Origin of the sequence: Desulfovibrio sp., assembly GCF_035644575.1 — a bacterium.
Taxonomy (GTDB): domain Bacteria; phylum Desulfobacterota; class Desulfovibrionia; order Desulfovibrionales; family Desulfovibrionaceae; genus Desulfovibrio.
On sequence record NZ_DASQOG010000169.1, the window covers coordinates 1 to 23299 of the forward strand.

Consider the following 23299-nt stretch of genomic DNA (forward strand, 5'->3'; position numbering starts at 1 on the left):
TTGCACGCGATGTTTTTCTGGATACGCGCCGCGACACTGCGGCCATTCTGTCTGCGCTGGACGCGGCGGCAGCCCGCGCCCGCGCTCAAGGCATGGCTGTGGCCATTGGCCATCCTTATCCTGAAACCCTGCGCGCTCTGCGCGACTGGCAGGACAAGGACGGCGTGGCGGTGGTGCCCTTGCGGCGCATACTCTGGAAACTGGCCCAGGACGGAGCCGCCGTTGCGGCGCGTTCTTATCCTGCTAACAACAACATGGAAAAGGAGTAAGCATGCAATCCACTTTCGCCATTATCAAGCCTGACGCAGTTTCGCGCAATCTGACCGGGGAAATTCTGGCTGCCATGGAAGCTTCCGGCCTCAAAATAGTGGCTCTCAAGCGCTTGCGCCTTTCCAAGGCCCAGGCTGCGGGCTTTTATGCCGTCCACAGCGAGCGCCCTTTTTTTGACAGCCTGACCGACTACATGTCTTCCGGCCCGGTGGTTTGCGTTGCATTGCGCGGCGAAGACGCGGTGCCCCGCTGGCGCGCCCTCATGGGGGCCACCAATCCGGCTCAGGCAGAGCCCGGCACCCTGCGTCACAAGTATGGCCAAAGCCTGGAAGCCAATGCTGTTCACGGCTCGGACGCCGCTGAAACCGCGGCTTTTGAAATAGGCTACTTCTTCAGCGGCCTGGAAATCACGGAGTAATATCATGGCGCTCAAAATCGGCTGTGTCGGATGCGGCAACATGGGCGGGGCCATCATGGCCGGGCTTGCCCGCAAGGGTGGCTACGAACTGTGCGGTTTTAACAGAACCGCTGCACGCATGCGCCCGCTTGAAGAGCTTGGCGTGCGCGTGATGGAAAGCCCCCAGGCCGTGGCGCAGGCCGCCGACGTGCTGGTGCTGGGCGTTAAACCCTATCAGGCGGCAGAGGTGCTTGCGCAGATGCGCCCAGGGCTGACCGCCGGGAAAACCCTGGTTTCCGTTGCTGCGGGCGTGAGCCTCCAGCGCCTCACCGAGGCGGTTGAAGGGCGGTGCCCAGTGGTGCGCTGCATGCCCAATACCCCGGCCCTTGTGGGTATGGGCGTGTTCGCCCTCTGTTTTGACGATCCTGATCTGCCCGAAACCAGCAAGGCCGACATTCAGGCTTTGTTCGGCGCGTTGGGTGTGTGCGTGGAACTGCCGGAAAGCAAGTTCACGGCGTTCACAGCCCTTATCGGAGCAGGGCCCGCCTATGTGTTTGCCATGATGCAGGGGCTGGTGCAGGCTGGTGTTACCCTTGGTTTTCAGCACAAGGAATCGCGCGAGATGGTCACGGCTCTTTTTGGCGGATGCGCCAAAATGGCCGAGCAGAGCAGTTCGCCCATCATGCAGTTGCGTGACGATGTCTGCTCCCCCGGCGGAGTGACCATCGCGGGCGTGAACGTGCTTGACCGCGCAGGCCTTGCAGGCCTGCTGGTGGAATCCGTGCTGGCCGCCAACGCGCGCGGCAAGGAAATGGAAAGCTGAGACCTACACGCTGCTGGCTTACTGTTGCGCCTGACAGGGCATGAAAATAAAAACCGGCTGTTGTTAACAACAGCCGGTTTTCTGTCTGCGGAGATGTCTGATGATGTTGGGCGGCATGGCCGCTCTGTCATGCCCTAATGATCCAGGCGGATGTCCAGGGTGTGACCATCTTTTGAAAGCGTGAACTTGGGCTGAATCTTGCCTGTCAGGTCAATGACAATGCGCGTTTTGTCGTCGCCCTTGCCAATGCGCACATTGGTCACCGCAGGGTTTTTGGGCACGCCGGGCGCCTTGACCTGCCACTTGCCGTCCAGATCAATAACCAGACGTTCCGGGCCGCTGAGCTGCATGTTTTTGTAGGCAATGGGCGCAGCACCCACGAGGCGCACGGTTGCGCCCTTATCGCGCGCAAGAACCACAAACTTGGTGATGTCCTTGCGCTGCGCCGCGGCCTTGGCGGCTTTTTCCTTGGCGGGCTCTGCCGCTGGCGCTGTCTTTTCTGTGACCGGGGTCGCAGGCTTGGGCTGCACCACGGGCTTGGCAACGGCTGGCTGGGGCTCGGCAGCGGCTATATTGCTTGTCGGGGCGCTCTTTTCCTCCGGCTTCAGGCTGGGGATGGGCGCACGGGCCGGGGCTTCGCCGCTGGCGTTGAGATCAGGAATGCCGCTCTGGGTCTGCGGGGGCAGATGCAGGGAAGGAGATGTGGCGGACTGGTTGCCAGCATCGGCGGGCGGGGCCGCATCCGGTGAAGTGACGGGCGCGATAATGCCTGCGGGGTTTGCTGGTTCAGGCTTGCGCATGCGTTCATTGAGCATGATAAGCGCCATGCCCAGAACGCACACTGCCACAAGAAGACCGAGAATTACTTTGTTCATGCCAAAAGGCTCCTGCCAATGACTTGGGTTGGAACAGCGGCTCAGCGCTGGTGCGCGGGCTTGCCAGCGCCGCGCGTCCGCTTGAGTTCGCGGATATGTTCCAACAGCTTGAAGTAGAGAGGCTCTCCGCTGGACATGCTCAAAGCCGTGCCGATGTGGGTGGCGGCTTCGTCATACAGGCCAAGCGAACAGAGAATGCGCGCCAGGTTGAAGTGGGCGTGATCGTCCTCGGGGGCCAGTTCCACTGCCTTGCGTGAAAAAAGCAGGGCGAGGTCGGGCTGGGAATTCTGGCGCAGACGTACGCCAAAATCACGGAACATATGCTTGTGGGCGGGTATGATGCCGTCCTTGGTCTGCGCCAGTTGCTCAAGGGCAAGCAGAGCTGCCTTGCGCTCGCGCGGGCGCTTGAGGCGCAGCAATGTCTGGCGAAAAGTCTCCCGCAGCTTTGACTCCACGACCTTGGCCTTGCGGGCGGCTTCAAGGTCGTAGGCCCTCTTGGGCGCGGCAGCGCCAGTAGGAGCGGCAGCAGGCGCCGGGCCTTCGTCATAGTGAACAGCGGTGACGCCGGTGGCGGTGCGGGAAGGAAAGGGAATAAGTCCCATATCGGGCTGCTCGGGCGCCACTTCCACAGATTCGGGCAGGTTGGCCTTTGAGAGCGTCTGGAGCGGCGTGCTCCCTGTTTTGACCTTGGGTGCGCCAGCCTTGCGGGCAGGTTGTGCTGCCCCAGCATCCGGTTGTTGGGGGGCTGGCGCGGGCGGGGCGGATTCGAAATGGCTGAGATCCGGCGTGATCACCGGCATAGCCAAAATATTGTGCTCTGCCTTGAATGACTGGGAAAAGGTTTTTGCGTTTATGCGCTCCACTTCTGCCACAGGCTGGAACGCGGCGTTGAGTTCCTGCACCGCAAAGGCTCCGTCTGGAAGCTCCCAGACGAAGTAGTGCGTTTTGCTGCGGCTCTCTGTCCAGTCGGCAGAGAATGAGAAGACGCCAGAAAATTTTGAGCGACGCATGTGCAAAATGTACATTATTTGCGTCGAATAGCAAGATTCGCTTCTGGCCTTTACGGGGCCGGGTCTTTGGGCTAGCATGACCCCATGCACGAAATGTCCATAGCACAAAGCCTGTTGCAGATGGCTGAGGATGAAATAGCCCGTCAGGGCTGCACTCGTCTGGAAGTTGTGAACGTCACGTACGGTTCACTCTCTGGTGTTGTGCCCGAGTCGCTGCAATTCTGCTTTGAAGTCATGGTGCAGGGTACCCCGCACGAAGGCGCGCGCCTGGAGCTTACAGAGCTTCCGCTACGGCTGCGCTGCTCCGCCTGCGGTAAAGTTTTTGGCGGGGAGGGGCAGGATGCTCTCTGGCTGCCGTGCCCCGATTGCGGCGAGCAGTTCGGGCATGTGGTTGAGCAGGGCAGGGAACTGTATCTCAACCGCCTGGAAGCCAGCTAAGCCTTTTGCTCCTCTGATTCTTCAGGGGGCCGGTTTGCTCCTTTCACTGCCGTCTTTGCCTTTGTCTTATCTTTCTGGCTCATGACCACGCCGTACCGACGGCAAGCAAGGAGAATTGAATGCAAATTCCTGTGGTTCGCAATGTATTGGAAGCCAACGAAAAAATGGCCGATAATGTGCGTCGGCTGCTTACCGAAAAGGGAATATTGTCGCTGAATCTCATCAGCTCGCCCGGCGCGGGCAAAACCACCCTGCTGGAACGCACCCTGAGCGATCTGGCCGGAGAATTCCGCATGGCGGTGGTGGAAGGCGACCTCCAGACAGATAACGATGCCCGCCGCGTTGCCGCCACAGGCGCGCAGGCCGTGCAGATCAATACAGACGGCGGCTGCCACCTCGACAGCAACATGATCCTTACCTCGCTGGAAAGCCTTGACCTCACCGGCGTGGATATTCTTTTTATTGAAAACGTGGGCAACCTGGTGTGCCCTGTGGAATTTGATTGCGGCGAAGACGCCAAGGTCGCCCTGCTGAGCGTTGCCGAAGGTGACGACAAGCCAGAAAAGTATCCCCTGCTGTTCAACCTTGCCAAGGCCATGGTGCTCAACAAGGTTGACCTGCTGCCCTACGTGGATTTTGACCTTGCGCGCGCCCGCAATTTTGCCACAAAGCTCAATAAGGATCTGGATATCTTTGAGGTTTCCTGCCGCAAAGGCGATGGCCTTGAAGGCTGGTACAACTGGCTGCGGAACATGCGCGCCGCCAAGAAGGAGGGCAGGCTTTAAACAGCCCCGGCCTGACACAGAAAATTCAAAAAGGCATCCCCGACTTCTGGCGAGGATGCCTTTTTACGTTCAGGCCAGTCCGGCTGACAGGCTCTGGAGTATTTTATCAACGATTTATTTTGATTCTTCGCTTTCCTGATAGGCGGCAACATCCACCACAAGATTTTTTGAAGCCGGGCGCAGGGTGATGGTGAACAGCTGCACGTCGCTGCTCGGTGCATCGGCATCCGCAAGCTTGGGCAGCATTTCTGTGGGGGCGAGCATGATGGTGGCTTCGCCCTTGCTGGCAGACATGAAATACTCAAGTACCTGCCGCAGCATGTCCTTCTGCTTGTTCAGATCCATGGACGGCATTTGGGTAAAGTTGATATCCAGCCCCGGCAACTCGGCCTGCCATGGGCTGTATTTCTGCTCGTAAAGGGCGTTCAGCAGCTTATCCAGGGTTTCCTGGTCCAGCTTGCGGCGCAGTTCCATGTGGTCAAGCACCAGGGGAGCCTTGCTGGAAGGTTTTTCTCCGCGCTGGGCAGGCTCGAGCCGCGCGGCCCAGACCATACCCGCAAAGCCAAGGCTGGCAAGCACGGCATCGTTGTCGTCACGTTGCGGCGTGGCGCTCAGCAGAGTGCAAACGTCCTTCATGGGCATACCGGGGCGAAAACGGTCAAGCGCGCAGACCGGGCCAGCTTCCGGCCCCGGCAGCAGGCTTTGCGCTTCGCCGGTCAGGCGTTGCTGTTCGCCCTTGGAAATGGCGAGTTCCAGCACGGGTTTTTCGCCCATGCGCAGGGTCACGCTTTGCGCCTTGGTCAGCGGCACATCCTTGAAAATCCACAGGGCAAGGCCCGTGTCCACGCGCAGGCTGGCGACCGCGCCGGGGTTTTCAATGTCGTCCCGCCCGGCGGGAGGCATGTCGAACCGCACAAAATGCATGCTGCGGCCAGTCTGAAAGCCCATGCTCAGAATATCCTCGCCTGTGGCGTTGATAATGGTGAGGATTTGCGGTTCAGGGCCGGGTTTTGCTATATGGGCGGCAGAGGCCGCGCCAGCAATGATCGCTCCGGCCAACACAAGACAGATGGCCGCGTATATGCGAAGAAACCATACATCCTTGGTCATGGCGTACTCCATGTTTGCAACTTGTGTCAGCATGATAGCAGAGCGCAGGGCAGGCCCGCAAGCGGCCACGGAAGCTCTGGTTGTAAAAGGCTATATAGGGCAGTGTTTGCAGCGATCTGTCGAGCAGATTACTGGCGCACTTTACGCCAGCGCCATGCATTGATATGGTTGCCCGCGCCGACGTTCTTTCTGTCCCTCCCTGCGCACGATTATCGCAGCAAACCCCAACATCCGGAGATTCCATGCCTCCTGCTACCCGTCAGCCTTCATCCGATCAGGCAAATGATAAAAAATGCCTGTGCCTGCGCCCTTCATCCTTGCTGGCGGCGGGCTTTCTGGTGGTGGCGGCAGTGGTGCTGGCATACCTTGGCGGGGTTATGAGCGGCAGGGCCTACTGGAAGGCGCACCCGCAACCCATTGCGGTCAGGTCGGGCACGTCTGCGGCAAGCGCCCCCTCATCCGCAACCACGCCGGACGATGACCCGCATGCCGTGGGCGGCGATCAAGCCTCCAGCGCGGATGCGGGAACAAGCGAACCCAAACAAAAAGTGCTGGCCGCCGAGGAACTGCGTTTTGCCAGAGTGCTGCGCAACGATGCCGCCACGGGCGATGCCCCGCTCAAGCCCTTGCCGCCCATGACGCCCGTGCAGCCCAAACCTGCCGGCGTGGCTCAGGCCGGGGTTGCACCAGCACAGCAAGGTGGCGCGCAGGGCGGCGCGGCAGGGCAGCAGGCGGCTCAAGTCGGCATTGCAAGGCCGCAGACCTCTGGAATGTACGATTATGTATTTCAGGTGGGAGCATTCAAGGATGCGGACGCTGTGGACTCGTTGCGTCAGCGTCTGGAGGGCCGGGGAATGCGTACAAAGATGGAGCGCTCGGGCAAACTCTATGTGGTGCTGGTGCTGCTGCGCGGTGATGAGGCCAGGGCCGCAGAGGTGCTGCGCTCTACAGAAGGCATGGGGCTGGGCAAGCCCATACAGCGCAGCCGCAAGCCAGTGCTGCAACAGTAATTTTTTGTCTTTTACCCCGGTCTGCCGTTATCGTTTATTGCGCAGCGGGCAGAAAACGGGGTTCAATACTGCCGCGCACGGCATGCCGCAGGGGCAGCATGGCGGGGTTTGACCCCCCGTGCAGCGCTGCCAGCAGGTCTTCTGCCCGGTCAACTTCTCCACTGCACAGCACGGCCATGTATATGCCCGCCTGCTGATCCGCTCCCACAATACAGGCCGTGTCCACTCCCAGCGCGTCCTTTCCTCTGAAAACATACTGGGCATCAGCCCTGCGCAGAGGCTCCCGCACCCCGGCGGCGGCGCGCAGCAATCCTGCCACGTCCGCCGCATCCGGCGGCCCGGCGGTTTTGCCCACCATGATGCGCACATGGACGGCCTCTTCCGGCCCGGTGAGCGCAAGCACCCACGCTCCCGCCAGGGTTGACGGGGCCTCGGCCTGCCAGCCCTGGGGCGCTTCCAGTGAAAACCAGCCGTAGTCCTCGGCTCTTGCGGTCTGCGCTGCTGCCATCAGGGCCAGCCAAATGGCAGCATGCATGACCGCCCAGATTGCAGGGCGCACAGTGAAATGAAAAGTCATATGATCCTTTTGCGCTGCGTGTTTAGTCGTTCAATTCCACCTTGGGGGGCTGCCAGGTTCCCTTGCCCAGCGGCAGCACGGAGAGACCTTCGGTTTCAGGCCAGTACAGGCGCATCACAAGAAAGATCGGGCCGTCCGGCGCGGGCAGCCAGTTGCTTTCGTGCGCTTTGCCGGGAGAGTCCCGCTGAATCAGAATGGTAAGCGAGCCATCGGGATTCTTTTTCATGTCCGGCAGCATGGGCGAATTGATCAGGTAGCGGTCAATGGGATTCTTTATGAGCAACTGGGTGTTGCCGTCGTACATGGTCACAGACCAGAAGGCCTTGGCCGGAGGGTACTGCCCTGCGGGAATGGTCATGCGGTACTTGTGCTTGCTTCCGTCAAGGGGGCTGCCGTCAGCCAGGGTTTTGGTCATGGGGTACACGGCTTCTTCGGCATCATTGCCGTAAATGCCCGCCTTGGCCCCGGCTGCCCGCATCAGCCAATCCCCGTTAAAGAACTCCCTGTTGCCAAAGGGAGAACTCATCTTCCAGCCGTTCACGCGAAGCCCCGGCCTTGTGACGGACGCATCGACCATGCCAGCGCCTTTTTGCAGACCGCGCAGCACGGCTGCCTGCGTATCCTTGGGCAGGGCATCAAATGCAAAGGGTTTGCCTGCGACCACGCCAATACTGGCAAGCTGGGAGCGGATGGAGGCTTCTTCCGGCCCCGCTGGCGCAAACTGCAGCGCAAAGGCCAGATAATCAAAAAATTCCGGCTTTACAAAATCCTGCCCGATGTTGGGGAAGGGCGGCATGGGAAGCGCCGGGGGCGGCGTTTGACCCAAAAAGGCCGAGAGGGGTTTTACGGCGTATCCTGTCTGGAATTTCAGCACGTTTTCAATATCTGCGGGGTTGAACAGCTGGGTGCGGAACAGGGCCATGGCAAACTGCGCATTGGAGCGGAACACGCGCATGCCCGCAGGCGCTGCGCCCTTCCATTCCGGCCCCGCCACAAGGTAGCTGCCCCCGCCGTTGCCCGTTGTTCTGCTGCCGATGTAGCCAAAGTTGAAAGTATTGGCGTCCACAAGCTGCACGCTGAAATACCGTCCGTCCGTATCCTTCGGCACGGTAATGACCACCGGTTCGGCCCGGAGGTCAAGACAGGCAAAGGAGTAGGGGGTGTCGCTGTTGGGCGTGATGACCACGGTGTCCTTGTAGGTGAACACCCGTGCCCCGTTGCGCAGAGCGTTGAAGGGCGCTTTGTACTGCGGGGACTTTGTGTCAACGGAGTATTCGTAGGTGACTGCGTAGTGCATCACTATGGGCAGGCCGTAAACAAAGCCTTGCGCGGCAATGTGTTCTACCGTAGCGGCATCGGGAAATTCCTTCGGCTGTTGCGCGGCGTGGCTGACCGGGGCGCAAAGAATCAAGGTAAGTGCGAGCGCCGCCGTAACCCTCGTAACTTTGGCGATGCCGAAAACAGGCGAAAAGATTGTCATGATGCCCCCGGTATAGTTAAAGGCCTGAGCGCCGTATTGCAATTCCGCTCTTTTTGCTTGCCCCACAAAGCCGCCGAAATCAACTATTCTATTGCATGTGACGCGCAGCATGGACAAGGCCCCCTCCACTGGCTATTCTGACAGGCAGCGGGGCGCAAGGCCCCGGCATAAAACTGTCTGGCGCGGCAAACGCTTGCGGCGGTTGCACGCAGGGAGGAATATGGCTGTCCCCCGTAAGGTTTTGGGCCTTGGCGCGGCTTTGGCTGTGCTGCTGGCTGTTTTTCTGTTGTGGCAGTGGCTGCGGCACGATGGCGAGCAGCTTGTGCTGTACGGCAATGTGGACATACGGCAGGTTGACCTGAGTTTTCGCGTTAACGGGCGCATTGCAAGTGTACTTGTTGACGAAGGCGATGCCGTTGCCCCCGGTCAGGCTCTGGCCCGCATTGACGATGATCTGCTGACCCAGCAGCGCGATCAGGCCGCCGCAGAATTTGAACGGCAGCAGGCCTCCCTGTTGCGTCTTGAGCGCGGCTACCGCGTGGAAGAAATCGCTCAGGCCCGCGCGGCGGTGAGCGGCTCTGCCGCTCTGGCAGAAAACGCGCAGATCAACCTGAACCGCGTGGCGGCCATGCGCGTTTCCAACGCCATTTCACAAAAAGATCTGGACAACGCCCGCGCCCAGTACCGTGAGGCCAGCGCCAAGCTGCGTTCCAATCAGGATCAGCTCGACATGCTGCTCTCCGGCTACCGGGAAGAGGAAGTGCTGGCGCAAAAGGCGGCTGTTGCCGCTGCCGCCGCAGCCCTCAATCATGCGGAAATCCAGTTGCGCGACGCCGTGCTTGCCGCGCCGCAAAAGGGCATTGTGCTCACCCGCGCACGCGAGGCCGGGGCCATAGTGCAGGCAGGGCAGACCGTGTACACCCTCACCCTCACCGACCCCCTGTGGCTGCGGGCCTACGTGGACGAACCTAACTTGGGGCGCGTCAAACCCGGCATGCCCGTGAAGATTTTGGTGGACGCAGCACCAGGCAAGAGCTTTCCCGGCACGGTGGGCTTTATTTCGCCCACGGCGGAATTTACCCCCAAGACCGTTGAAACGCGCGAGGTGCGCACTGCGCTGGTCTACCGGCTGCGCGTGCAGGCGCAGGATCCGGAAAACGTCATGCGGCAGGGCATGCCCGTGACCATCATCTTGCAGGATACGCCCGCGCCATGAGCGGCAGCGCCGCCGATGCCCAGGCCGTCTGTCTGGAGGGGCTGGTCATGCGCTTTGGCAAGGGGCGCGAGGCCGTCACCGCTCTGGACGGCGTGAACGCAGTCATCCCCGCCGGGCGCATCACCGGGCTGGTGGGGCCTGACGCGGCGGGCAAAACCACGCTCATGCGCATCATGGCGGGCCTCATGCCGCCGAGCGAGGGGCGCGCAAACCTCTTTGGGCAAAGCCCGGCAGAGCTCATGCGCAGCCAGCCCAACAGCATCGGCTACATGCCGCAGCGCTTTGGCCTGTACGAGGATATTTCCGTCATGGCCAACATGCGGCTGCATGCCAGCCTGCGCGGGCTTGAAGGGGCGGAGCGCGACCGCGTGTTTGAAAAGCTGCTGGGGTTCACCAGCCTGGCCCCTTTTACCGAGCGCCTTGCAGGCAGATTGTCTGGCGGCATGAAGCAGAAACTGGGCATTGCCTGCGCTCTGCTCGGGTCGCCGCGTCTGCTGCTGCTTGACGAACCAGGCGTGGGCGTTGACCCGCAGTCGCGCCGCGAACTCTGGCGCATGGTGCAGGATCTGAGTCAGGACGGCATGACGGTTGTATGGTCCACCGCCTATCTGGACGAGGCCGAGCGCTGCCCCGGCGTGATCATGCTGGACAATGGCCGAGTGCTGTTTGCCGGGTCGCCGGAGGAACTCACCGCGCGGGCCCAAGGGCGGGTTTTTTTGCTGCGTGCCGATGCGGGGACGCATAAAAAGGAGCTGGCCCTCTGGACCATGCGCCCCGGCATTGAAGATGCCCTTATTCAGGGCAGCCGCATCCGGCTGGTGCTGGCGGCAGATGCTCCTGACGACCTGCGGCGCGAGGTGCTGGCCCGTGGCGGCGAGGCCGTTGCCCCACGGCTGGAAGATGCTTACATGAGCGCCGTGGGCGGCATCAACCAGAGTCCTTCGCCCTACGGCAAACTGCATGTAGCCCACAACGGCGGCAACCACTCCGGCATTCAGGGCAGCGATGATGGTCGTATTGGTCTTGCGCCCTCTGCTGCAACTTCGCCAGCTGTAGATTTGCCCGCTGCTCCCGCCGATTCCGGCCCGATTTTTTCCATCTCGGCCCGCAATCTCACCAAACGCTTCGGTGCATTTGTGGCGGCGCGCGATATTTCCTTTGATGTGCGCCCCGGTGAGATTTTTGGTCTGCTCGGGCCCAACGGGGCGGGCAAGTCCACCACCTTCCGCATGCTCTGCGGGCTTTCGCGCCCCACATCCGGCAATTGCGCCGTGGACGGGGTAGATCTGCTGCGCGCGGGCAGCGAGGCCCGCTCGCGCCTGGGCTACATGGCGCAGAAATTTTCGCTGTATCCGGATATTCCCGTGCGCGAAAACATCACCATTTTTGCCGAGCTGTACGGTTTGTCCAGGGAGCGGCGCAACGCCCTTTTGCCCGAACTGGCCGAGGCGCTGGAATTGCAGCCCTATCTGCGCAGCCGCACAGGCTCGTTGCCGCTGGGGCAAAAGCAGCGTCTGGCCCTGCTGTGCGCCACCCTGCACGAGCCGCCCGTGCTGTTTCTTGACGAGCCGACCTCTGGTGTGGACGCGCGCACCCGTCGGGATTTCTGGAAGCACATTTCCGCCATGACCACAGCCGGGGCAGCCGTGCTGGTGACGACCCACTTCATGGAAGAAGCCGAATACTGCGACCGCATCGCGCTGATCTATCGCGGGGCCATGATCAGCATGGGAACGCCGGACGAACTCAAGGCATCCTGCACCGAGGTGGAAGATCCCACGCTGGAAGAAGCCTTTATCGCCAGCATTGAAAAATACGACAGGGAGCATCCGCAGTAGCCGCCTTGCGCGAAGGATTTTTTGCAAGACGCCGCTGCCGGGATATACAACCAAGAATCAGGCCGTATGCAACGCAACATCTGGTTACGACAGCTATTTGCCCTTGTGGGCAAGGAATTTCAGCAGATCGTGCGCGATCCCTCGTCCTATCTTGTGGCCGGGGTTTTGCCGTTTATCTTTCTGCTGCTCTTTGGCTACGGCATCACGCTGGATGCGGGCGTGCTGCGGCTGGGCGTGCTGAATCAGAGCGGCGGGCGGCATTCGCTGAGCCTTGCGGCGGATTTTGCCCATTCCCCTTGGTTTGCCACGCGCCCTGTGGGCACCATGGCCGATGCCGGGCGCATGATGCGCGATTCTGTGGTGCAGGGCATTCTGGTGATCCAGCAGGATTTTGACGAGCAGCTTGAGCGGGACAGCGCCGGGGCCGTGCAGGTGCTTGTGGACGGCTCGGAACCCAATACCGCCCAGTATATCCAGAACTACAGCCAGGGGCTGATTATGTCCTGGCAGCGCACGGCCTTGCCGGATGGCGTTGCAGCAGCGCTGCCCATCAATATTCAGCCCCGTTTCTGGTACAACCCTGCGGCCAAGAGCGTGCAGTTTCTTGTGCCGGGTGCCATCACGGTCATCATGACCCTTATCGGCACGCTGCTGACCTCTCTGGTGTTTGCCCGCGAGTGGGAGCGAGGCACCATGGAGGCCATGTTCGCCACGCCCGTGAGCCGCATCCAACTGCTGCTGGGCAAGCTGATTCCATATTTCTGCATGGGCATGTTCAGCATGGCCCTGTGCGCGGTGGCGGCGGTGACGCTCTTTGCTGTGCCCTTTCGCGGTTCCCTGTGGGTACTTGTGTTATTGTCGTCCGTATTCATGCTGAGCGCGCTGGGGCAGGGGCTGCTGATTTCCGTGACTCTGCGCGGGCAACTGGTGGCGGCTGAGGCGGGGCTTTTCTCCGGCTTTTTGCCCGCACTGCTGCTCTCGGGCTTCGTATTTGACATCAACAGCATGCCGCCCGTGCTTCAGGCCCTGACGCGGCTTTTGCCCGCAAGCTACTTCAATACCTGTCTGCGCACCATTTTTCTGACCGGGGACGTGTGGGGCGTGTTTGGCCCCAGCCTGCTGTTCATGGGGCTGCTGGCCTCGGTGTTGCTGGGGCTGGTGTACCGCAACCTTGTCAAAAGGCTGGACGCGTGATGGCAAGAATAACGCTGCCCCGTCTGAACCTGCGGCGCATGGCGACCATTGTGCGCAAGGAACTGCTGGTTCTGCTGTGCAACAAGGTTTCGCGCATGCTTATTATCGTGCCGCCGCTCATGCAGATAGTGGTGTTTGGCTGGGCGGCCACCATGGAAGTGCGCAATGTGGATGTGGCCGTGCTCAATCAGGACAGCGGCAACTGGAGCCGCGAGATCGTGCGCAGGCTACAGGGGTCGCACACCTTCCGCAGCGTGACATTTCTGGATGGCGAGGCGGATATCCGCCCGACCATCGAGCGGCAAAAGGCGCTGTTTGTCATGGTGTTTGATGATGAATTTTCTCGCAGGGTCGATGCGGGTACGCCAGCGCAGATGCAGGTGATACTTGACGGCAGGCGTTCCAATGCGGCGCAGATTGCCTCCTACTATCTTGAAACCATTGTGCGCGGCATCGGGGAATCCACACCACGTGGGCAAGTGGCGCTCGGCGCTGCAACTGGCGCAGCAGGTGGCGCGCCCAGGCTGGATGTGCGCGTGCGCTGCTGGTTCAACCCCAATCTGGAATTTCAGTGGTTCTTCTTGCCCAACCTTATAGGCATGCTGGGCTTTATGCTGGGGCTGGTGGTGACGGGGCTTTCCGTTGCGCGGGAGCGCGAGGTGGGCACCTTTGACCAATTGCTGGTTTCTCCGGCTACACCTACGGAGATCGCCCTTGCCAAACTGGTGCCGGGTTGTCTGGTGGGGCTGGTGCACGGCACCATCTTTTTGCTCATATCCGTATTTGGTTTCGGGGTGCCGTTTAGCGGCTCGCTGGTGCTGCTCTACGTGGCCATGCTGGTTTTTGCCATGGCTTCTGGCGGGGTGGGGCTGATGGTGTCGTCGTTATCCGCCACGCAGCAGCAGGCCTTTCTGGGGGCTTTTACCGTAGGGGTGCCGTGCATTCTTATTTCCGGCGCGGTTACGCCCGTCATCAACATGCCGCCATTTTTGCAATACGCCAGCCAGCTGAACCCCATGCGGCATTTTACCACCATCGTGCAGGGTGTTTTTCTTAAAGATATCACCGTGGCGGCAGCAGCGGTGAGCCTCGGCAAGATTGCCTGCATCAGCGCGGTGGCGGTGAGCGTTGCCGTGTGGATGTTCAAGCGCAAGGCCTGAGCGGGCGTTCTGAGCACCCCTCATGGCGGGGACGGATCAGGCTGGCCGTGTGCTGCTGGCTGCTGGCGTGAAGCTGTGCAGAATCAGGATGCGGCTCAGGCTTCCGGCGGTTTTTTTGCGGAAGATGACTGCGGAGAGCGCGCAGGCAGCGGAGCAGGTTTTTTTGTGGGGGCAACGGCGTTGCGCGGCGTGCGGTGGGCCCTGCCCACGATAAGGGCAATAACAACGATGGAATAGAGATAGCCCGTAAAGCCAACCAGCACCGTGGCGTTTTTGGCAATCCAGGTTTTTGGCGTGATGTCTCCGTAGCCGATGGTGAGGATGGTCACGTAGCTGAAGTAGAACAGGTCGTTGACAGCTTGATCGCCCGGCCCCAGACCTATGAAAGAACCCGGTTGATGGAACTCGATGGCCAGAAACAGAAAATAGCCGCAATAGCCGATAAGCAGCAGGCCGCACACCGCAGCGTAAACAATTTTGGTCGTAAACATTTGCGCGTGGGATATCTGCCGGAATACCTCAAACATGATGCTGCCGAAAAAACACAGATAGAGCAGCAGCATTTCCTCTTTCAGGCTCTTGATAAAAAACAGATCCATGGCCCGGCCCACAAGCAGCAATGTGCCGAAGAACAGGACTAGCCGCAGGATGCGGGGTTTGAATTCAAAGAGTACAAGAGCCGCCAGCAGCTGGATGGGCAGATATATTGCCTGCGCCGTGCCCCGGTAGATGTTTTCTGGAAAAATGATGTTCAGGATGAACACGCACCACAGCGAGAGCATGAGCAGTTCAAAGCGATTTTCGTAAAGCCGGGCGCGTAGTGCTCGTAGTTTCAGCATACTATCCTCATTTCGGGCATACTACAGGCATGAATCTTCCCCGGCAAGGGGGCGCGGGCTCTTATCGCGCAGATATCCGCGTCCATGCATCCGCAGCATGGCGTGTGGACAGGCAGGCAGGAGAGCCGTACACTCCGGCATCCTTGGAATGTAACGGAGACTGCCATGCCCCAGAATTTTGTCCGGCTTGTTATGCGGGGCTTGCCCCTGTTTGTACTGATGGTTCTGCTTGCAGCGCAGGCGCAGGCCGCGCCCCTGACCACAAAATATTACAGCCTTGATCTGCCCGGAGACTGGGTGGTGGTGAACGGCCCTACCAAGGTGCAGGACGCCGTACAGGTGGTGATGGGGCAGAAGGATCACAAAAGTTCTGCGCTCATTATTGTTGGGCCTGCCAATGCGGGCGAGGCCGAGCAGGCCGCCAAGGGTAATGCCAAACGCTTGCAGGGCTCAACGCCTGTTCTTCGCAGCAATGGCCAGTGGGAGTTTACCTTTGAGCAAAATGGCGTGAAAGGCTACGGCATCGTGCGTGAAGATGCGCAGTCCAAGCTCTTGCTCATGCTTGTGGTCAGCGGCGATGCGCGCATGGCAAATTTTGTGTTCAGCATGCGCGGCCCGTACCGGGCCTTGATGCCGCAACCGCCGCAACTTCCCTGACGTGCAGATGCACACAGCTTTTGGCCGCCCGTAGGGGCGGCTTTTTTGTCTGGAATCTCCGTAGTGCAGGGATACAAAAAAAGGACTTGCGGATTTCTCCGTAAGTCCTTTGATTCTTTGTGGAGCCCTTGAGCAGGATTGAACTGCTGACCTCATCCTTACCAAGGATGCACTCTACCGACTGAGCTACAAGGGCGTAGCAACGAAGAAAGCTTCTATCCTAACCGTGGGTGATCGTCAAGCATTCCTGCGCAATTTTTTTATTTTTATGAAAAAGCACAGGGTTGGGTGCCAACTCTCATACCGGGGTTACGCTTTCAGCATGCCGTGGATGGCGCGGAAAAGCGCTCGCCGCGCCTGCGGGGGGGCGTTCTCCGCAGCTTCCTTGCGGGCGGCAAGGGTCATGGTCAGGAGTTCCTCCTGACTGGGCAGAGTTGCCTTGCCTGCGGCCTCCGGCTCTTCTGCGTCCTGCTCCGGCTGTGCCCGCGCGGTCAGCAGGGTTTCCACCAGGCCCGCAAGTTCGCTCTGGTCAGCTGTCAGCAGTCGGTCGCGCCACTGTTCTGCCTGATGCAGGGCTGCGGTGGCGGCTGCGGAAACCTCGCGCCGGGCATCCAGCATGGCGCGGATGGGCGCGGGGTCAATCTCGCGCATGACGCGGCCTATAAACTGCATCTGGCGGCGGCGGCCTTCGTGGTCGCCAATGCGGGCGTATAGCTGCAGCGCTTCCCTGAGGTCTGCGGGCAGGTCAAGGCTTTTGACTTCCTGCGGGCCAAGGCGCGTCAGTTCTTCGCCCATGTTTTGCAGAGCAAGGCTCTGGCGTTTTTTTTCAGAGCGGCTGGGCGGCAAGTCAAAGCCTTCCGCCTCATCGCTGGATTTCCATTGGTACTGTTTTTTGCGCGGCATTGCCTCTCCGTCAGATATAGATGCCCAGCAACACGCCAGCCAGTACGACCGGCGAAATGATGCCGTTGATGGTAAAAAAGGCCGTGTTCACATGGCGCAGATCCTGCGGCTTCATGAGCCTGTGCTCCACAAGCAGCATGACGCTGATGCCGAACCACACCACGTACCAGGGCCAGGAAAGCCCGGCGGCAAAACCCGCCAGCAACAAGAAAATGGACGTCATGGCATGCGAAAACGCGGCCAGCGTCAGGGCCGTATCCGGCCCGAAAGAAGCGGGCACGGAATGCAGCTCAAAGGCCACGTCAAAATCCATGTCCTGAAACGCATAATAGATGTCAAATGCCGCTACCCAAAAGGTAACAGCCCAGAACAGCAGCACAGGCGCAAGGCCAAGGCTTGCGGGATTGACCGAGAGCCAGCCAGCCAGCGGGGCCAGACCCAGCGTCGCGCCCAGCCAGAAGTGGCACAGGGCCGTAAAGCGCTTGAGCAGGCTGTAGATGGCCGCAAACAGCAGCGCAGGCACGGAAAGCCACAGGCAGACTGTGTTCAGCGCCCCGCAGGAGGCAATAAAGATAGCTGCCATGAGCGCGCAGAAGGCCCATGTCTGCCCCTTGCTGATAACGCCCGTGACCAGGGGGCGGCCCTGTGTGCGCGGGTTGTCGCGGTCAAAGGGCAGATCGGCCAGCCGGTTGAAGGCCATGGCGAATGAGCGCGCCGCGATCATGCCGATGGTCAGAAAAATCAGGCTGCGCGCAGAGGGCAAGCCGCGTGCTGCCAATACCGCCCCTGCCCAGGCGTAGGGCAGCGCAAAAATGGAATGCTCAATCTTGATCATCCGGCAAATGTCGCCAAACTGGCCAAAAGGCGTGGAAAGCCTCATGCCGGAACGCGGAAAAAAGCCCATGTGTTCTCCTTAACCGCCGCAGTCGGCGGGGTCGCCCTGCAATTTGGCAAGGGCGTGGGGCAGGGCGGGCAGTACGGCGGCAAGGTTTTCCACAACGGCCTTGCGGCTGCCCGGCAGGTTGATGATGATGCTTTGCCCCAGCGCGCCCGCAGCCGCCCGCGAAATAACCGCGTGGGGCGTTTTGGCAAGGCTGGCGGCCAGCATGGCCTGAGTAAAGCCCGGCAAGGGCGTATCGAGCAGGGCGGCAGTGGTTTGCGGCGTGATATCTCGCGCCGAAAGCCCGGTGCCACCGGTGGTGCATATAAGGTCAAAACCCTGGCTCAGGGCAAGCTCCGTCAGCAGGGCGCGCAGTTGGGCGGCTTCATCCGGCAGCAAAAATCCCTGGCTGTGGCTCAGCGGCATGGCGGAGCCGACCATTTCGGCAATGGCGGGGCCGCTCAAATCCAGCCGCTGGCCGCGCGCGCCTTTGTCCGACAGGGTTATCCATGCAAGGCTGTAACCGGTTTTTCTGGCGGTCACTTCCAGCGGGCCTTCGGGCAGATCCGTCAGGGCTGTCAAAAACAGGCATTGCACCGCGTGGCTTGCCTGCCATGGTTCCTCTCCGTTGCCGCCGGGGTTTGCCACGTTGGGCGGCAGGGGCATCCAGGCGCGCCCCGTAACCTTGAGCAGGGCTGTGCCGCAGGCCCCGCAAAAGCATGTGCCCACCCGCAGGTGAGGCATTGCCCACGGCTCGGGCGTCATGAGGCCGTGACTGCGGCAAAAATCGGTATCCGTGGCGGCAACAGGCAGCAGGGGCAGACATTGGCCCCGCTTGCAGGCGTGTACATGCAGCAGGATGTTCATACGTTGCTCCGGGGAACTGGCCGATGGATGGTATCGGATTGGAGTGGGCAATAGATTATTGTAGCCGCAAGCGCAATGGGTTACAAGTCCGATACGCGTCTGCGTTTGCGCAGCCAGTGAGGCCTTTCGCCCGCGCATGCCGCGTCCGCCGCCCCGGCGGCCCCCCAACGCTGCACGGCAGCGTCATTTCCGTGTATTTTAAGGAGTATCCCCATGAGTACCCGCAGCCAGGATCAGACCCAGGACCTGAAGGTTCTTGGCACAGGCCGCCTTCAGTCCCCGGAGGGCGGCCCCAGCGTAGCCCTGCTGGAGGCCTTTCCCAACTGCTTTCCCCAGCGCCCCTATGTGATCAGCATCAGCTTTCCCGAATTTACCTCGCTCTGCCCCGTGACCGGCCAGCCCGACTGCGGCACCATCACGGTGGAGTACATTCCTGACGAGCTGTGCGTGGAATCCAAGAGCTTCAAGCTCTATATGTTCGCCTTCCGCAATCACCAGTCGTTTATGGAAACCATCACCAACAACGTGCTGGAAGACCTGCGCACCCTGCTCAATCCCTGCTGGTGCCGGGTCAAGGGCCTGTTTGCGCCGCGCGGCGGCACGCGCATCCACGTGTTTGCCGAAACTTTCAAGGACACCATGCCCGAAGAGCAGAACCGCCTTGTGCGTGAAGCTGTGGCTGCGTGGAAGTCCGAACCCGATCCGCACCGCCCGTAGTTACGACTCATTTGCTCCCGGCAGTTTTGTTAACAATGCAAAGCCGCCGGGAGTGGAAAATTTTTGTTGCAGGCAGTTTGCTTTCACGTGTTTTGACAAGCGCCCCCCAGAACTGCCCAGTGGCGCGCTGCCCTGATTTTTTGCAAGGCTGAAACGAGGAATAATGATCGCTTCTGAAAGCGGCTGCGCGCACGGCAAAGGTGGTGAATCCTCCTTGACTGGCGCGTCCGGCCCTGCCGAGCATGACCCCCGGCATTCGGGTGGCATTGCGCGCACGGCGGCCCTTTTGGGCGGCTTTGCCCTTGTTTCGCGTGTGCTTGGTCTTTTGCGCGACATGAGCATGGCCTGGCTTGTGGGCGGCGGCGCTGCCGCTGATGCGCTCGTGGCTGCCATGCGGCTGCCCCATGTGCTGCGGCGCATGCTGGGCGAAGGCTCGCTTTCCATGACGCTGACGGCAAGCCTTGTGCATCTGGAGCGCATGGGCGCATCGCCCGGTCATGCCTCGGCGGCGGAGCGCAGCCGCAGCATGCGCCTGCTGGCCCGTGCCCTGGCTGTGAGGCTTGGCCTTGTGCTGACCCTGCTCACAGTGCTTGGGCTGGTGGCCACCCCGTGGCTTACGGATGTTCTGGCTCCCGGTTTTTATGGGACGGAACGGCAGGAGGCCATATACCTGCTGCGCATCTGCCTGCCCTATACGCTGGCGGCTGGTATGGCGGCTCTGGGCATGGCTCTTTTGCACAGCCTTGGCGTATTCTGGCTGCCCGCTGTTTCTCCTGCCCTGTTCAATATTGTCATTCTGTGTTTTGCAGGGGCGGCTGCTCTGGGCCTGCTGCCTGCGGCTCCGGCTCTGGCCGTGGGCATGCTTTGCGGTGGAGTCGCACAGTGGTTGGCGCAGTGGCTGGCCGTGCGCCGTTTGTTGCCGCTGCATAAAGCCGGGCCTGCCGATAGGCTGGGTGCAGCGCCGGGCAGCGAGAGCAGGGATGCATCCACGCTGCACAGCCGCGCGGCATCCCTCGCCTGGAACTGCATTGGCCGTCTGCCCGCGGGCCTGCTTGGGGCATCCGCACCGCAGCTTGCCATGCTGGCCGCCATGTCTCTGGCGTCCAGCCTTGGCCGGGGGCAGGTGGCTGCCCTTTACTATGCCGAACGGCTGCTTGAACTGCCCCTTGGACTGGTGGGCGTGTGTCTGGGCATGGCAAGCCTGCCCACTTTGAGCCGCCTTGCCGCTGCCAGAGAATTTTCGCTCTTTGCAGATCAGTTGCGCACGGCCCTGCGTTTGACCCTGCTGTTGAGCCTGCCCGCCGCCGCAGGATTGTGGGCCGTGGGGCCGCGCTTGGTGGAAGGCCTGCTGCGGCACGGAGCCTTTGGCGACAATGCCGCCTACGAAACTGGCCTTGCCCTGTGGGCCTATTTGCCGGGGCTGCCCGCCTTTGCCGTCAACCGTCCCCTGCTGGCAGCCTGCAACGCGCTGGGCGAGGTGCGGCGTACGGCAGTCAGCGCCGTATGGGCCGTGGTTGCTACGCTTGCGGTCGGGGCCGCACTGGTCCATAGTCTTTCGGGCAGTCTTGGCGTCATGGCTCCAGCACTGGCCGTGAGCCTTGGCCTGTGGCTGCAATGCGGCCTGTTGCTGTGTATTCTGGGCAGGGCGTTGAAAAAAAGTTCCGCTGGCGCGGCATCTGCCAGCGTTTGCCTGCCCCCGGCGGGGGCGGTGCTGCGGCAATGCGCCGCTGCTGCGGCCACGGCCCTTGCCGCATGGCAATTGCTGGAACTGCTGCACGGGCGCAGCCTATGGCTTGGGCTTGCCCTTGCCATCATTGGCGGCGCAACTGCCTGGGCTGTTTGTCTGTTTGTTCTGCGCGATGCTGACGCCCTTGCGGCTGCCCGCGCACTGGCGCACCGTCTGCATGGCAGGCCACACTAACAGTAAGGAGCGCGGGAGCGTGTTTCTCGCGGCAAAGCATATGCCCAATATCTCACACGTTCTGCGCCGCAGGCTTGCCCTGGCTGTTTGGGTGGCGGCATTGCTGCTGTTCCTGCTGCTTGGCGTCTGGAACGTCAACGAGGACAGGCAGGAGGCGGAAAACCGCCTTGGCAGCGAGGCCGGACGTACCGCAGCGCAACTGGCGGCCCTGCTTTCCCTGCCAGCCTGGGAGCTGGACGAACTGACCGCGCGCACAATCGTCATGGCGGCCATGACCGATGAATCCATTTACGCCATCAAGGTGCAGACGCCGCGTGGCATGCTGGAAGGGCAGCGGCGCAACTACCAGTGGGAGCCCATTCCCTGGGACGATGAAATTGCGGAAAACAGCGTGCAGGGCATGAATCCGCTCAAGATGGAAGGCCGCCCCGTGGGTTCGGTGGAGGTGTACCTTTCGCCCCGCATTACTGATGAAGATCTGGCCCAGAAGGCCCGGCGGGAAGTGGCGCGCTTTTGCCTTTCCGCCCTGTTTTCAACCCTGGTATTGCTGGCCCTGCTCTGGCACTGGGGCGATCTGGCGCGCCTGAAAGCCTTGTTGCTGGAGCGTACTGCGCCGCGCGGCACTGCGGCGTCCGGCGAACCTGATGTTGATTCGGCTTCTGGGGCATCGCCGGAACCCGGCCTTGCAGATATTTTTGAATCAGGCTCCGCTGGTGATAATACAGCCCGCAGTCATGAGGCATCACCGCAGCCAGCCGCAGAGGCGCAGGGCGGAAGCGCCGCGCCCCTGAGCGAAGATATCGCAGCCGGGGCTGTTGTGAGCGCCGAGCTTGGGCGGGCCTTTTTGTTGCGCCGCCCCGAAGCCTGGCGCGTTACGGCGGGCATGTTCGGCAGAACGTTTGCCCCTGCCCCTGATCTGCTGCTGCGCCTTTATGCGCTGGAAGATGCCGATAACCTGTGCCGCCTTGGGCGGATTCTTGAAAAAGCAGCGCCCTGCGTGGGTGCTGAGCGGCTGGCCTCAACCGCGCATGCAATGCAGTGGGCCGTGAATGATACAGACGCCGCTTCTGCGGCTCTGGCCGTGGAAGAATGCGTGCTGGCGTTGCGCGAAGTGCTGGGCGCGCTGGAAACACAAACGGCCCGCAAGGAAAGCAAACCCTCGGTGCATGAGGGCGGAAGATAAGGAGATCATATGGGTTTTTTCTCTGCCATAAAAAAAATGTTCGGCGGTGCGGAAGATGCGGCCAATGCGGCGCAGGAAGCGCCCGCAGAAATTAGCGCAGATGCAGGCGCAGCTGGTGCTGCCGCAACTGAAGCTCTTGCAGAACCTGCTGCGAAACCTGCGGCAGAAGCCACTGCCCAGCCCATTGCGGCATCTGCCGCTGATGAGGCCCTGACCCTGCGGCTGCGCGAGGCCGAGCCACGGCTTTCCGTATGGCTTGGCATCGTGCTTGAGGGCGTGGATGAGGCGGGCAACCTGCTGTGGCAGCGTCTGTTTTTTTTGCTGCGGGCCCTTGATGCCCCGGAGGCCGAAGCGCAGAACTTTGTGCGTGATTTTCAGGAATGGCTCGCCCGCATGGATTATCGGCAGGTGGAGGAATTCCGTTCTGAATTGCAGTATCGTCTGGCTCTCGCCCTTGATATGGAAGACGAAGAGGACGAGCGCAACCGCCTGTTTCTCAAGATCAGCCAGGGGCTTTCGCGTACCCGCGAGCAGTTTTCCAAGGGGCTGGACGCGTTGTTTGCCGGGCATGGCGAACTGGACGATGCCTTCTGGGAAGAACTGGAAGAACTTTTTATCATGGCCGACCTTGGCTACGAACCCTCCATTGAACTGGTGGAGCGTCTGAAAGAGCGCGCCCGCAAGGAAAAGGTTACGGAATCCACCAAAGTGCGCCAACTGCTCATGGCCGAAGTGGAAGAAATCTTTCGCGCGCCGCGCCGCATCGCAGCCGTTAACCAGCCCGAAGTTGTGCTGATGATCGGCGTCAACGGCGTGGGCAAGACCACCACCATTGCCAAGCTGGCCCATCGCGACCGCATGCAGGGCAAAAAGGTCATGATTGCCGCCGCCGATACCTTCCGCGCCGCCGCCATTGAGCAGTTACAGGTCTGGGCAGGGCGCGTGGGGGCGCTGTTCCATGCGCGCACCGCTGGTTCCGACCCTGCCGCCGTGGCCTACGAGGCTATGGATCGCGCGCTTCAGGAAGGCGTGGATGTGCTCTATGTGGACACCGCTGGCCGCTTGCAGACCAAGGTCAACCTGATGGAGGAGCTGAGCAAGATCCGTCAGGTACTGGGCAAAAAACATGCGGGCGCGCCGCACCGCACC

24 protein-coding genes and 1 tRNA gene are annotated in these 23299 nt (G+C 61.0%); 15 read left to right on the forward strand and 10 right to left on the reverse strand.

Annotation, left to right across the window (positions count from 1 at the left end; translation table 11 throughout):
- From VEZ52_RS09680 to proC, 3 genes are all read left to right on the forward strand, one after another.
- On the forward strand, positions 1–269 hold a 269-nt coding region (locus tag VEZ52_RS09680; RefSeq protein WP_324836629.1), incomplete at its 5' end, for a divergent polysaccharide deacetylase family protein.
- 2 nt (positions 270–271) lie between these two features.
- Complete coding sequence (ndk, locus tag VEZ52_RS09685; RefSeq protein ID WP_324836630.1) at positions 272–688, forward strand: nucleoside-diphosphate kinase; 417 nt, start codon at positions 272–274, stop codon at positions 686–688.
- A gap of 4 nt (positions 689–692) precedes the next feature.
- Entirely contained in the window at positions 693–1490 is a 798-nt protein-coding gene (gene proC, locus VEZ52_RS09690; protein ID WP_324836631.1) for a pyrroline-5-carboxylate reductase, read from the forward strand.
- A gap of 134 nt (positions 1491–1624) precedes the next feature.
- On the opposite strand, the gene VEZ52_RS09695 is transcribed toward proC, so the two are convergent.
- Both VEZ52_RS09695 and VEZ52_RS09700 read right to left on the reverse strand, forming a co-directional pair.
- A complete protein-coding gene (locus tag VEZ52_RS09695) occupies positions 1625–2365 on the reverse strand; it encodes an AMIN domain-containing protein (protein ID WP_324836632.1) in 741 nt (246 codons plus the stop codon).
- Between the two features lie 41 nt (positions 2366–2406).
- Positions 2407–3375, reverse strand: coding sequence for a tetratricopeptide repeat protein (locus VEZ52_RS09700; protein WP_324836633.1), 969 nt, complete (start codon positions 3373–3375; stop codon positions 2407–2409).
- 84 nt (positions 3376–3459) lie between these two features.
- On the opposite strand from VEZ52_RS09700, the gene VEZ52_RS09705 reads away from it, so the two are divergent.
- Positions 3460–3813, forward strand: a complete 354-nt coding sequence (locus tag VEZ52_RS09705) for a hydrogenase maturation nickel metallochaperone HypA (protein WP_022658078.1) — start codon at positions 3460–3462, stop codon at positions 3811–3813.
- 119 nt (positions 3814–3932) lie between these two features.
- A complete protein-coding gene (gene hypB / locus VEZ52_RS09710; protein WP_298996331.1) occupies positions 3933–4598 on the forward strand; it encodes a hydrogenase nickel incorporation protein HypB in 666 nt (221 codons plus the stop codon).
- 114 nt (positions 4599–4712) lie between these two features.
- On the opposite strand, the gene VEZ52_RS09715 is transcribed toward hypB, so the two are convergent.
- On the reverse strand, positions 4713–5708 hold the full coding sequence (locus VEZ52_RS09715) for a peptidoglycan glycosyltransferase (protein WP_324836634.1): 996 nt from the start codon (positions 5706–5708) through the stop codon (positions 4713–4715).
- 242 nt (positions 5709–5950) lie between these two features.
- Here VEZ52_RS09715 and VEZ52_RS09720 point away from each other — a divergent pair, with 242 nt between their 5' ends.
- Positions 5951–6718, forward strand: coding sequence for an SPOR domain-containing protein (locus VEZ52_RS09720; RefSeq protein WP_324836635.1), 768 nt, complete (start codon positions 5951–5953; stop codon positions 6716–6718).
- Between the two features lie 34 nt (positions 6719–6752).
- On the opposite strand, the gene VEZ52_RS09725 is transcribed toward VEZ52_RS09720, so the two are convergent.
- Entirely contained in the window at positions 6753–7253 is a 501-nt protein-coding gene (locus tag VEZ52_RS09725) for a hypothetical protein (RefSeq protein WP_324836636.1), read from the reverse strand.
- Between the two features lie 64 nt (positions 7254–7317).
- Complete coding sequence (locus VEZ52_RS09730; RefSeq protein ID WP_324836637.1) at positions 7318–8886, reverse strand: DUF1254 domain-containing protein; 1569 nt, start codon at positions 8884–8886, stop codon at positions 7318–7320.
- Positions 8887–8995: 109 nt separating this feature from the next.
- Between VEZ52_RS09730 and VEZ52_RS09735 the strand changes: the two genes are divergently transcribed.
- The 4 genes from VEZ52_RS09735 to VEZ52_RS09750 all read left to right on the forward strand — a co-directional run bounded on the left by VEZ52_RS09735 (position 8996) and on the right by VEZ52_RS09750 (position 14183).
- Positions 8996–9991: an efflux RND transporter periplasmic adaptor subunit gene (locus VEZ52_RS09735; RefSeq protein ID WP_324836638.1), complete on the forward strand. Its 996-nt coding sequence runs from the start codon at positions 8996–8998 to the stop codon at positions 9989–9991.
- Positions 9988–11829 carry an ATP-binding cassette domain-containing protein gene (locus VEZ52_RS09740; protein WP_324836639.1) on the forward strand — a complete coding sequence of 614 codons (1842 nt, stop codon included), beginning with the start codon at positions 9988–9990 and terminating at the stop codon, positions 11827–11829. The genes VEZ52_RS09735 and VEZ52_RS09740 overlap by 4 nt, the downstream gene beginning before the upstream one ends.
- Before the next feature lie 66 nt (positions 11830–11895).
- Positions 11896–13023 carry an ABC transporter permease gene (locus VEZ52_RS09745; RefSeq protein WP_324836640.1) on the forward strand — a complete coding sequence of 376 codons (1128 nt, stop codon included), beginning with the start codon at positions 11896–11898 and terminating at the stop codon, positions 13021–13023.
- Positions 13023–14183 carry an ABC transporter permease gene (locus VEZ52_RS09750; protein ID WP_324836641.1) on the forward strand — a complete coding sequence of 387 codons (1161 nt, stop codon included), beginning with the start codon at positions 13023–13025 and terminating at the stop codon, positions 14181–14183. The genes VEZ52_RS09745 and VEZ52_RS09750 overlap by 1 nt, the downstream gene beginning before the upstream one ends.
- A gap of 95 nt (positions 14184–14278) precedes the next feature.
- Here the strand turns inward: VEZ52_RS09750 and VEZ52_RS09755 are convergent, their stop codons facing one another.
- Positions 14279–15022, reverse strand: a complete 744-nt coding sequence (locus VEZ52_RS09755; RefSeq protein WP_324836642.1) for a potassium channel family protein — start codon at positions 15020–15022, stop codon at positions 14279–14281.
- Positions 15023–15187: 165 nt separating this feature from the next.
- On the opposite strand from VEZ52_RS09755, the gene VEZ52_RS09760 reads away from it, so the two are divergent.
- The gene (locus tag VEZ52_RS09760; RefSeq protein WP_324836643.1) at positions 15188–15679 is read left to right on the forward strand and encodes a hypothetical protein; all 492 of its coding nucleotides are present in this window, start codon (positions 15188–15190) and stop codon (positions 15677–15679) included.
- Positions 15680–15799: 120 nt separating this feature from the next.
- Here the strand turns inward: VEZ52_RS09760 and VEZ52_RS09765 are convergent.
- The 4 genes from VEZ52_RS09765 to VEZ52_RS09780 form a co-directional block, all read right to left on the reverse strand.
- Positions 15800–15875: transfer RNA gene (locus VEZ52_RS09765), tRNA-Thr, on the reverse strand.
- 113 nt (positions 15876–15988) lie between these two features.
- Complete coding sequence (gene yjgA / locus VEZ52_RS09770; protein WP_324836644.1) at positions 15989–16582, reverse strand: ribosome biogenesis factor YjgA; 594 nt, start codon at positions 16580–16582, stop codon at positions 15989–15991.
- Positions 16583–16592: 10 nt separating this feature from the next.
- Positions 16593–17486, reverse strand: a complete 894-nt coding sequence (locus VEZ52_RS09775) for a UbiA-like polyprenyltransferase (RefSeq protein ID WP_324836645.1) — start codon at positions 17484–17486, stop codon at positions 16593–16595.
- A gap of 9 nt (positions 17487–17495) precedes the next feature.
- Positions 17496–18329: a MogA/MoaB family molybdenum cofactor biosynthesis protein gene (locus tag VEZ52_RS09780; protein WP_297148050.1), complete on the reverse strand. Its 834-nt coding sequence runs from the start codon at positions 18327–18329 to the stop codon at positions 17496–17498.
- Between the two features lie 213 nt (positions 18330–18542).
- On the opposite strand from VEZ52_RS09780, the gene queF reads away from it, so the two are divergent.
- From queF to VEZ52_RS09800, 4 genes are all read left to right on the forward strand, one after another.
- Entirely contained in the window at positions 18543–19046 is a 504-nt protein-coding gene (gene queF, locus VEZ52_RS09785) for a preQ(1) synthase (RefSeq protein ID WP_192113672.1), read from the forward strand.
- Between the two features lie 163 nt (positions 19047–19209).
- On the forward strand, positions 19210–20967 hold the full coding sequence (locus VEZ52_RS09790) for a lipid II flippase MurJ (RefSeq protein WP_324836646.1): 1758 nt from the start codon (positions 19210–19212) through the stop codon (positions 20965–20967).
- Between the two features lie 40 nt (positions 20968–21007).
- Entirely contained in the window at positions 21008–22150 is a 1143-nt protein-coding gene (locus tag VEZ52_RS09795; RefSeq protein ID WP_297148053.1) for a hypothetical protein, read from the forward strand.
- A gap of 9 nt (positions 22151–22159) precedes the next feature.
- Positions 22160–23299, forward strand: a 1140-nt coding sequence (locus VEZ52_RS09800) for a signal recognition particle receptor subunit alpha (RefSeq protein WP_324836647.1), incomplete at its 3' end; no start/stop codon positions are given.

What these genes read in the sequence shown, in the direction of transcription:
- ndk (WP_324836630.1), top strand. Translation starts at nt 272, where the DNA reads ATGCAATCCACTTTCGCCATTATCAAGCCTGACGCAGTTTCGCGCAAT.
- proC (WP_324836631.1), top strand. Translation starts at nt 693, where the DNA reads ATGGCGCTCAAAATCGGCTGTGTCGGATGCGGCAACATGGGCGGGGCC.
- VEZ52_RS09695 (WP_324836632.1), bottom strand. Translation starts at nt 2,365, where the DNA reads ATGAACAAAGTAATTCTCGGTCTTCTTGTGGCAGTGTGCGTTCTGGGC.
- VEZ52_RS09700 (WP_324836633.1), bottom strand. Translation starts at nt 3,375, where the DNA reads ATGCGTCGCTCAAAATTTTCTGGCGTCTTCTCATTCTCTGCCGACTGG.
- VEZ52_RS09705 (WP_022658078.1), top strand. Translation starts at nt 3,460, where the DNA reads ATGCACGAAATGTCCATAGCACAAAGCCTGTTGCAGATGGCTGAGGAT.
- hypB (WP_298996331.1), top strand. Translation starts at nt 3,933, where the DNA reads ATGCAAATTCCTGTGGTTCGCAATGTATTGGAAGCCAACGAAAAAATG.
- VEZ52_RS09715 (WP_324836634.1), bottom strand. Translation starts at nt 5,708, where the DNA reads ATGACCAAGGATGTATGGTTTCTTCGCATATACGCGGCCATCTGTCTT.
- VEZ52_RS09720 (WP_324836635.1), top strand. Translation starts at nt 5,951, where the DNA reads ATGCCTCCTGCTACCCGTCAGCCTTCATCCGATCAGGCAAATGATAAA.
- VEZ52_RS09725 (WP_324836636.1), bottom strand. Translation starts at nt 7,253, where the DNA reads ATGCATGCTGCCATTTGGCTGGCCCTGATGGCAGCAGCGCAGACCGCA.
- VEZ52_RS09730 (WP_324836637.1), bottom strand. Translation starts at nt 8,886, where the DNA reads ATGCTGCGCGTCACATGCAATAGAATAGTTGATTTCGGCGGCTTTGTG.
- VEZ52_RS09735 (WP_324836638.1), top strand. Translation starts at nt 8,996, where the DNA reads ATGGCTGTCCCCCGTAAGGTTTTGGGCCTTGGCGCGGCTTTGGCTGTG.
- VEZ52_RS09740 (WP_324836639.1), top strand. Translation starts at nt 9,988, where the DNA reads ATGAGCGGCAGCGCCGCCGATGCCCAGGCCGTCTGTCTGGAGGGGCTG.
- VEZ52_RS09745 (WP_324836640.1), top strand. Translation starts at nt 11,896, where the DNA reads ATGCAACGCAACATCTGGTTACGACAGCTATTTGCCCTTGTGGGCAAG.
- VEZ52_RS09750 (WP_324836641.1), top strand. Translation starts at nt 13,023, where the DNA reads ATGGCAAGAATAACGCTGCCCCGTCTGAACCTGCGGCGCATGGCGACC.
- VEZ52_RS09755 (WP_324836642.1), bottom strand. Translation starts at nt 15,022, where the DNA reads ATGCTGAAACTACGAGCACTACGCGCCCGGCTTTACGAAAATCGCTTT.
- VEZ52_RS09760 (WP_324836643.1), top strand. Translation starts at nt 15,188, where the DNA reads ATGCCCCAGAATTTTGTCCGGCTTGTTATGCGGGGCTTGCCCCTGTTT.
- yjgA (WP_324836644.1), bottom strand. Translation starts at nt 16,582, where the DNA reads ATGCCGCGCAAAAAACAGTACCAATGGAAATCCAGCGATGAGGCGGAA.
- VEZ52_RS09775 (WP_324836645.1), bottom strand. Translation starts at nt 17,486, where the DNA reads ATGGGCTTTTTTCCGCGTTCCGGCATGAGGCTTTCCACGCCTTTTGGC.
- VEZ52_RS09780 (WP_297148050.1), bottom strand. Translation starts at nt 18,329, where the DNA reads ATGAACATCCTGCTGCATGTACACGCCTGCAAGCGGGGCCAATGTCTG.
- queF (WP_192113672.1), top strand. Translation starts at nt 18,543, where the DNA reads ATGAGTACCCGCAGCCAGGATCAGACCCAGGACCTGAAGGTTCTTGGC.
- VEZ52_RS09790 (WP_324836646.1), top strand. Translation starts at nt 19,210, where the DNA reads ATGATCGCTTCTGAAAGCGGCTGCGCGCACGGCAAAGGTGGTGAATCC.
- VEZ52_RS09795 (WP_297148053.1), top strand. Translation starts at nt 21,008, where the DNA reads ATGCCCAATATCTCACACGTTCTGCGCCGCAGGCTTGCCCTGGCTGTT.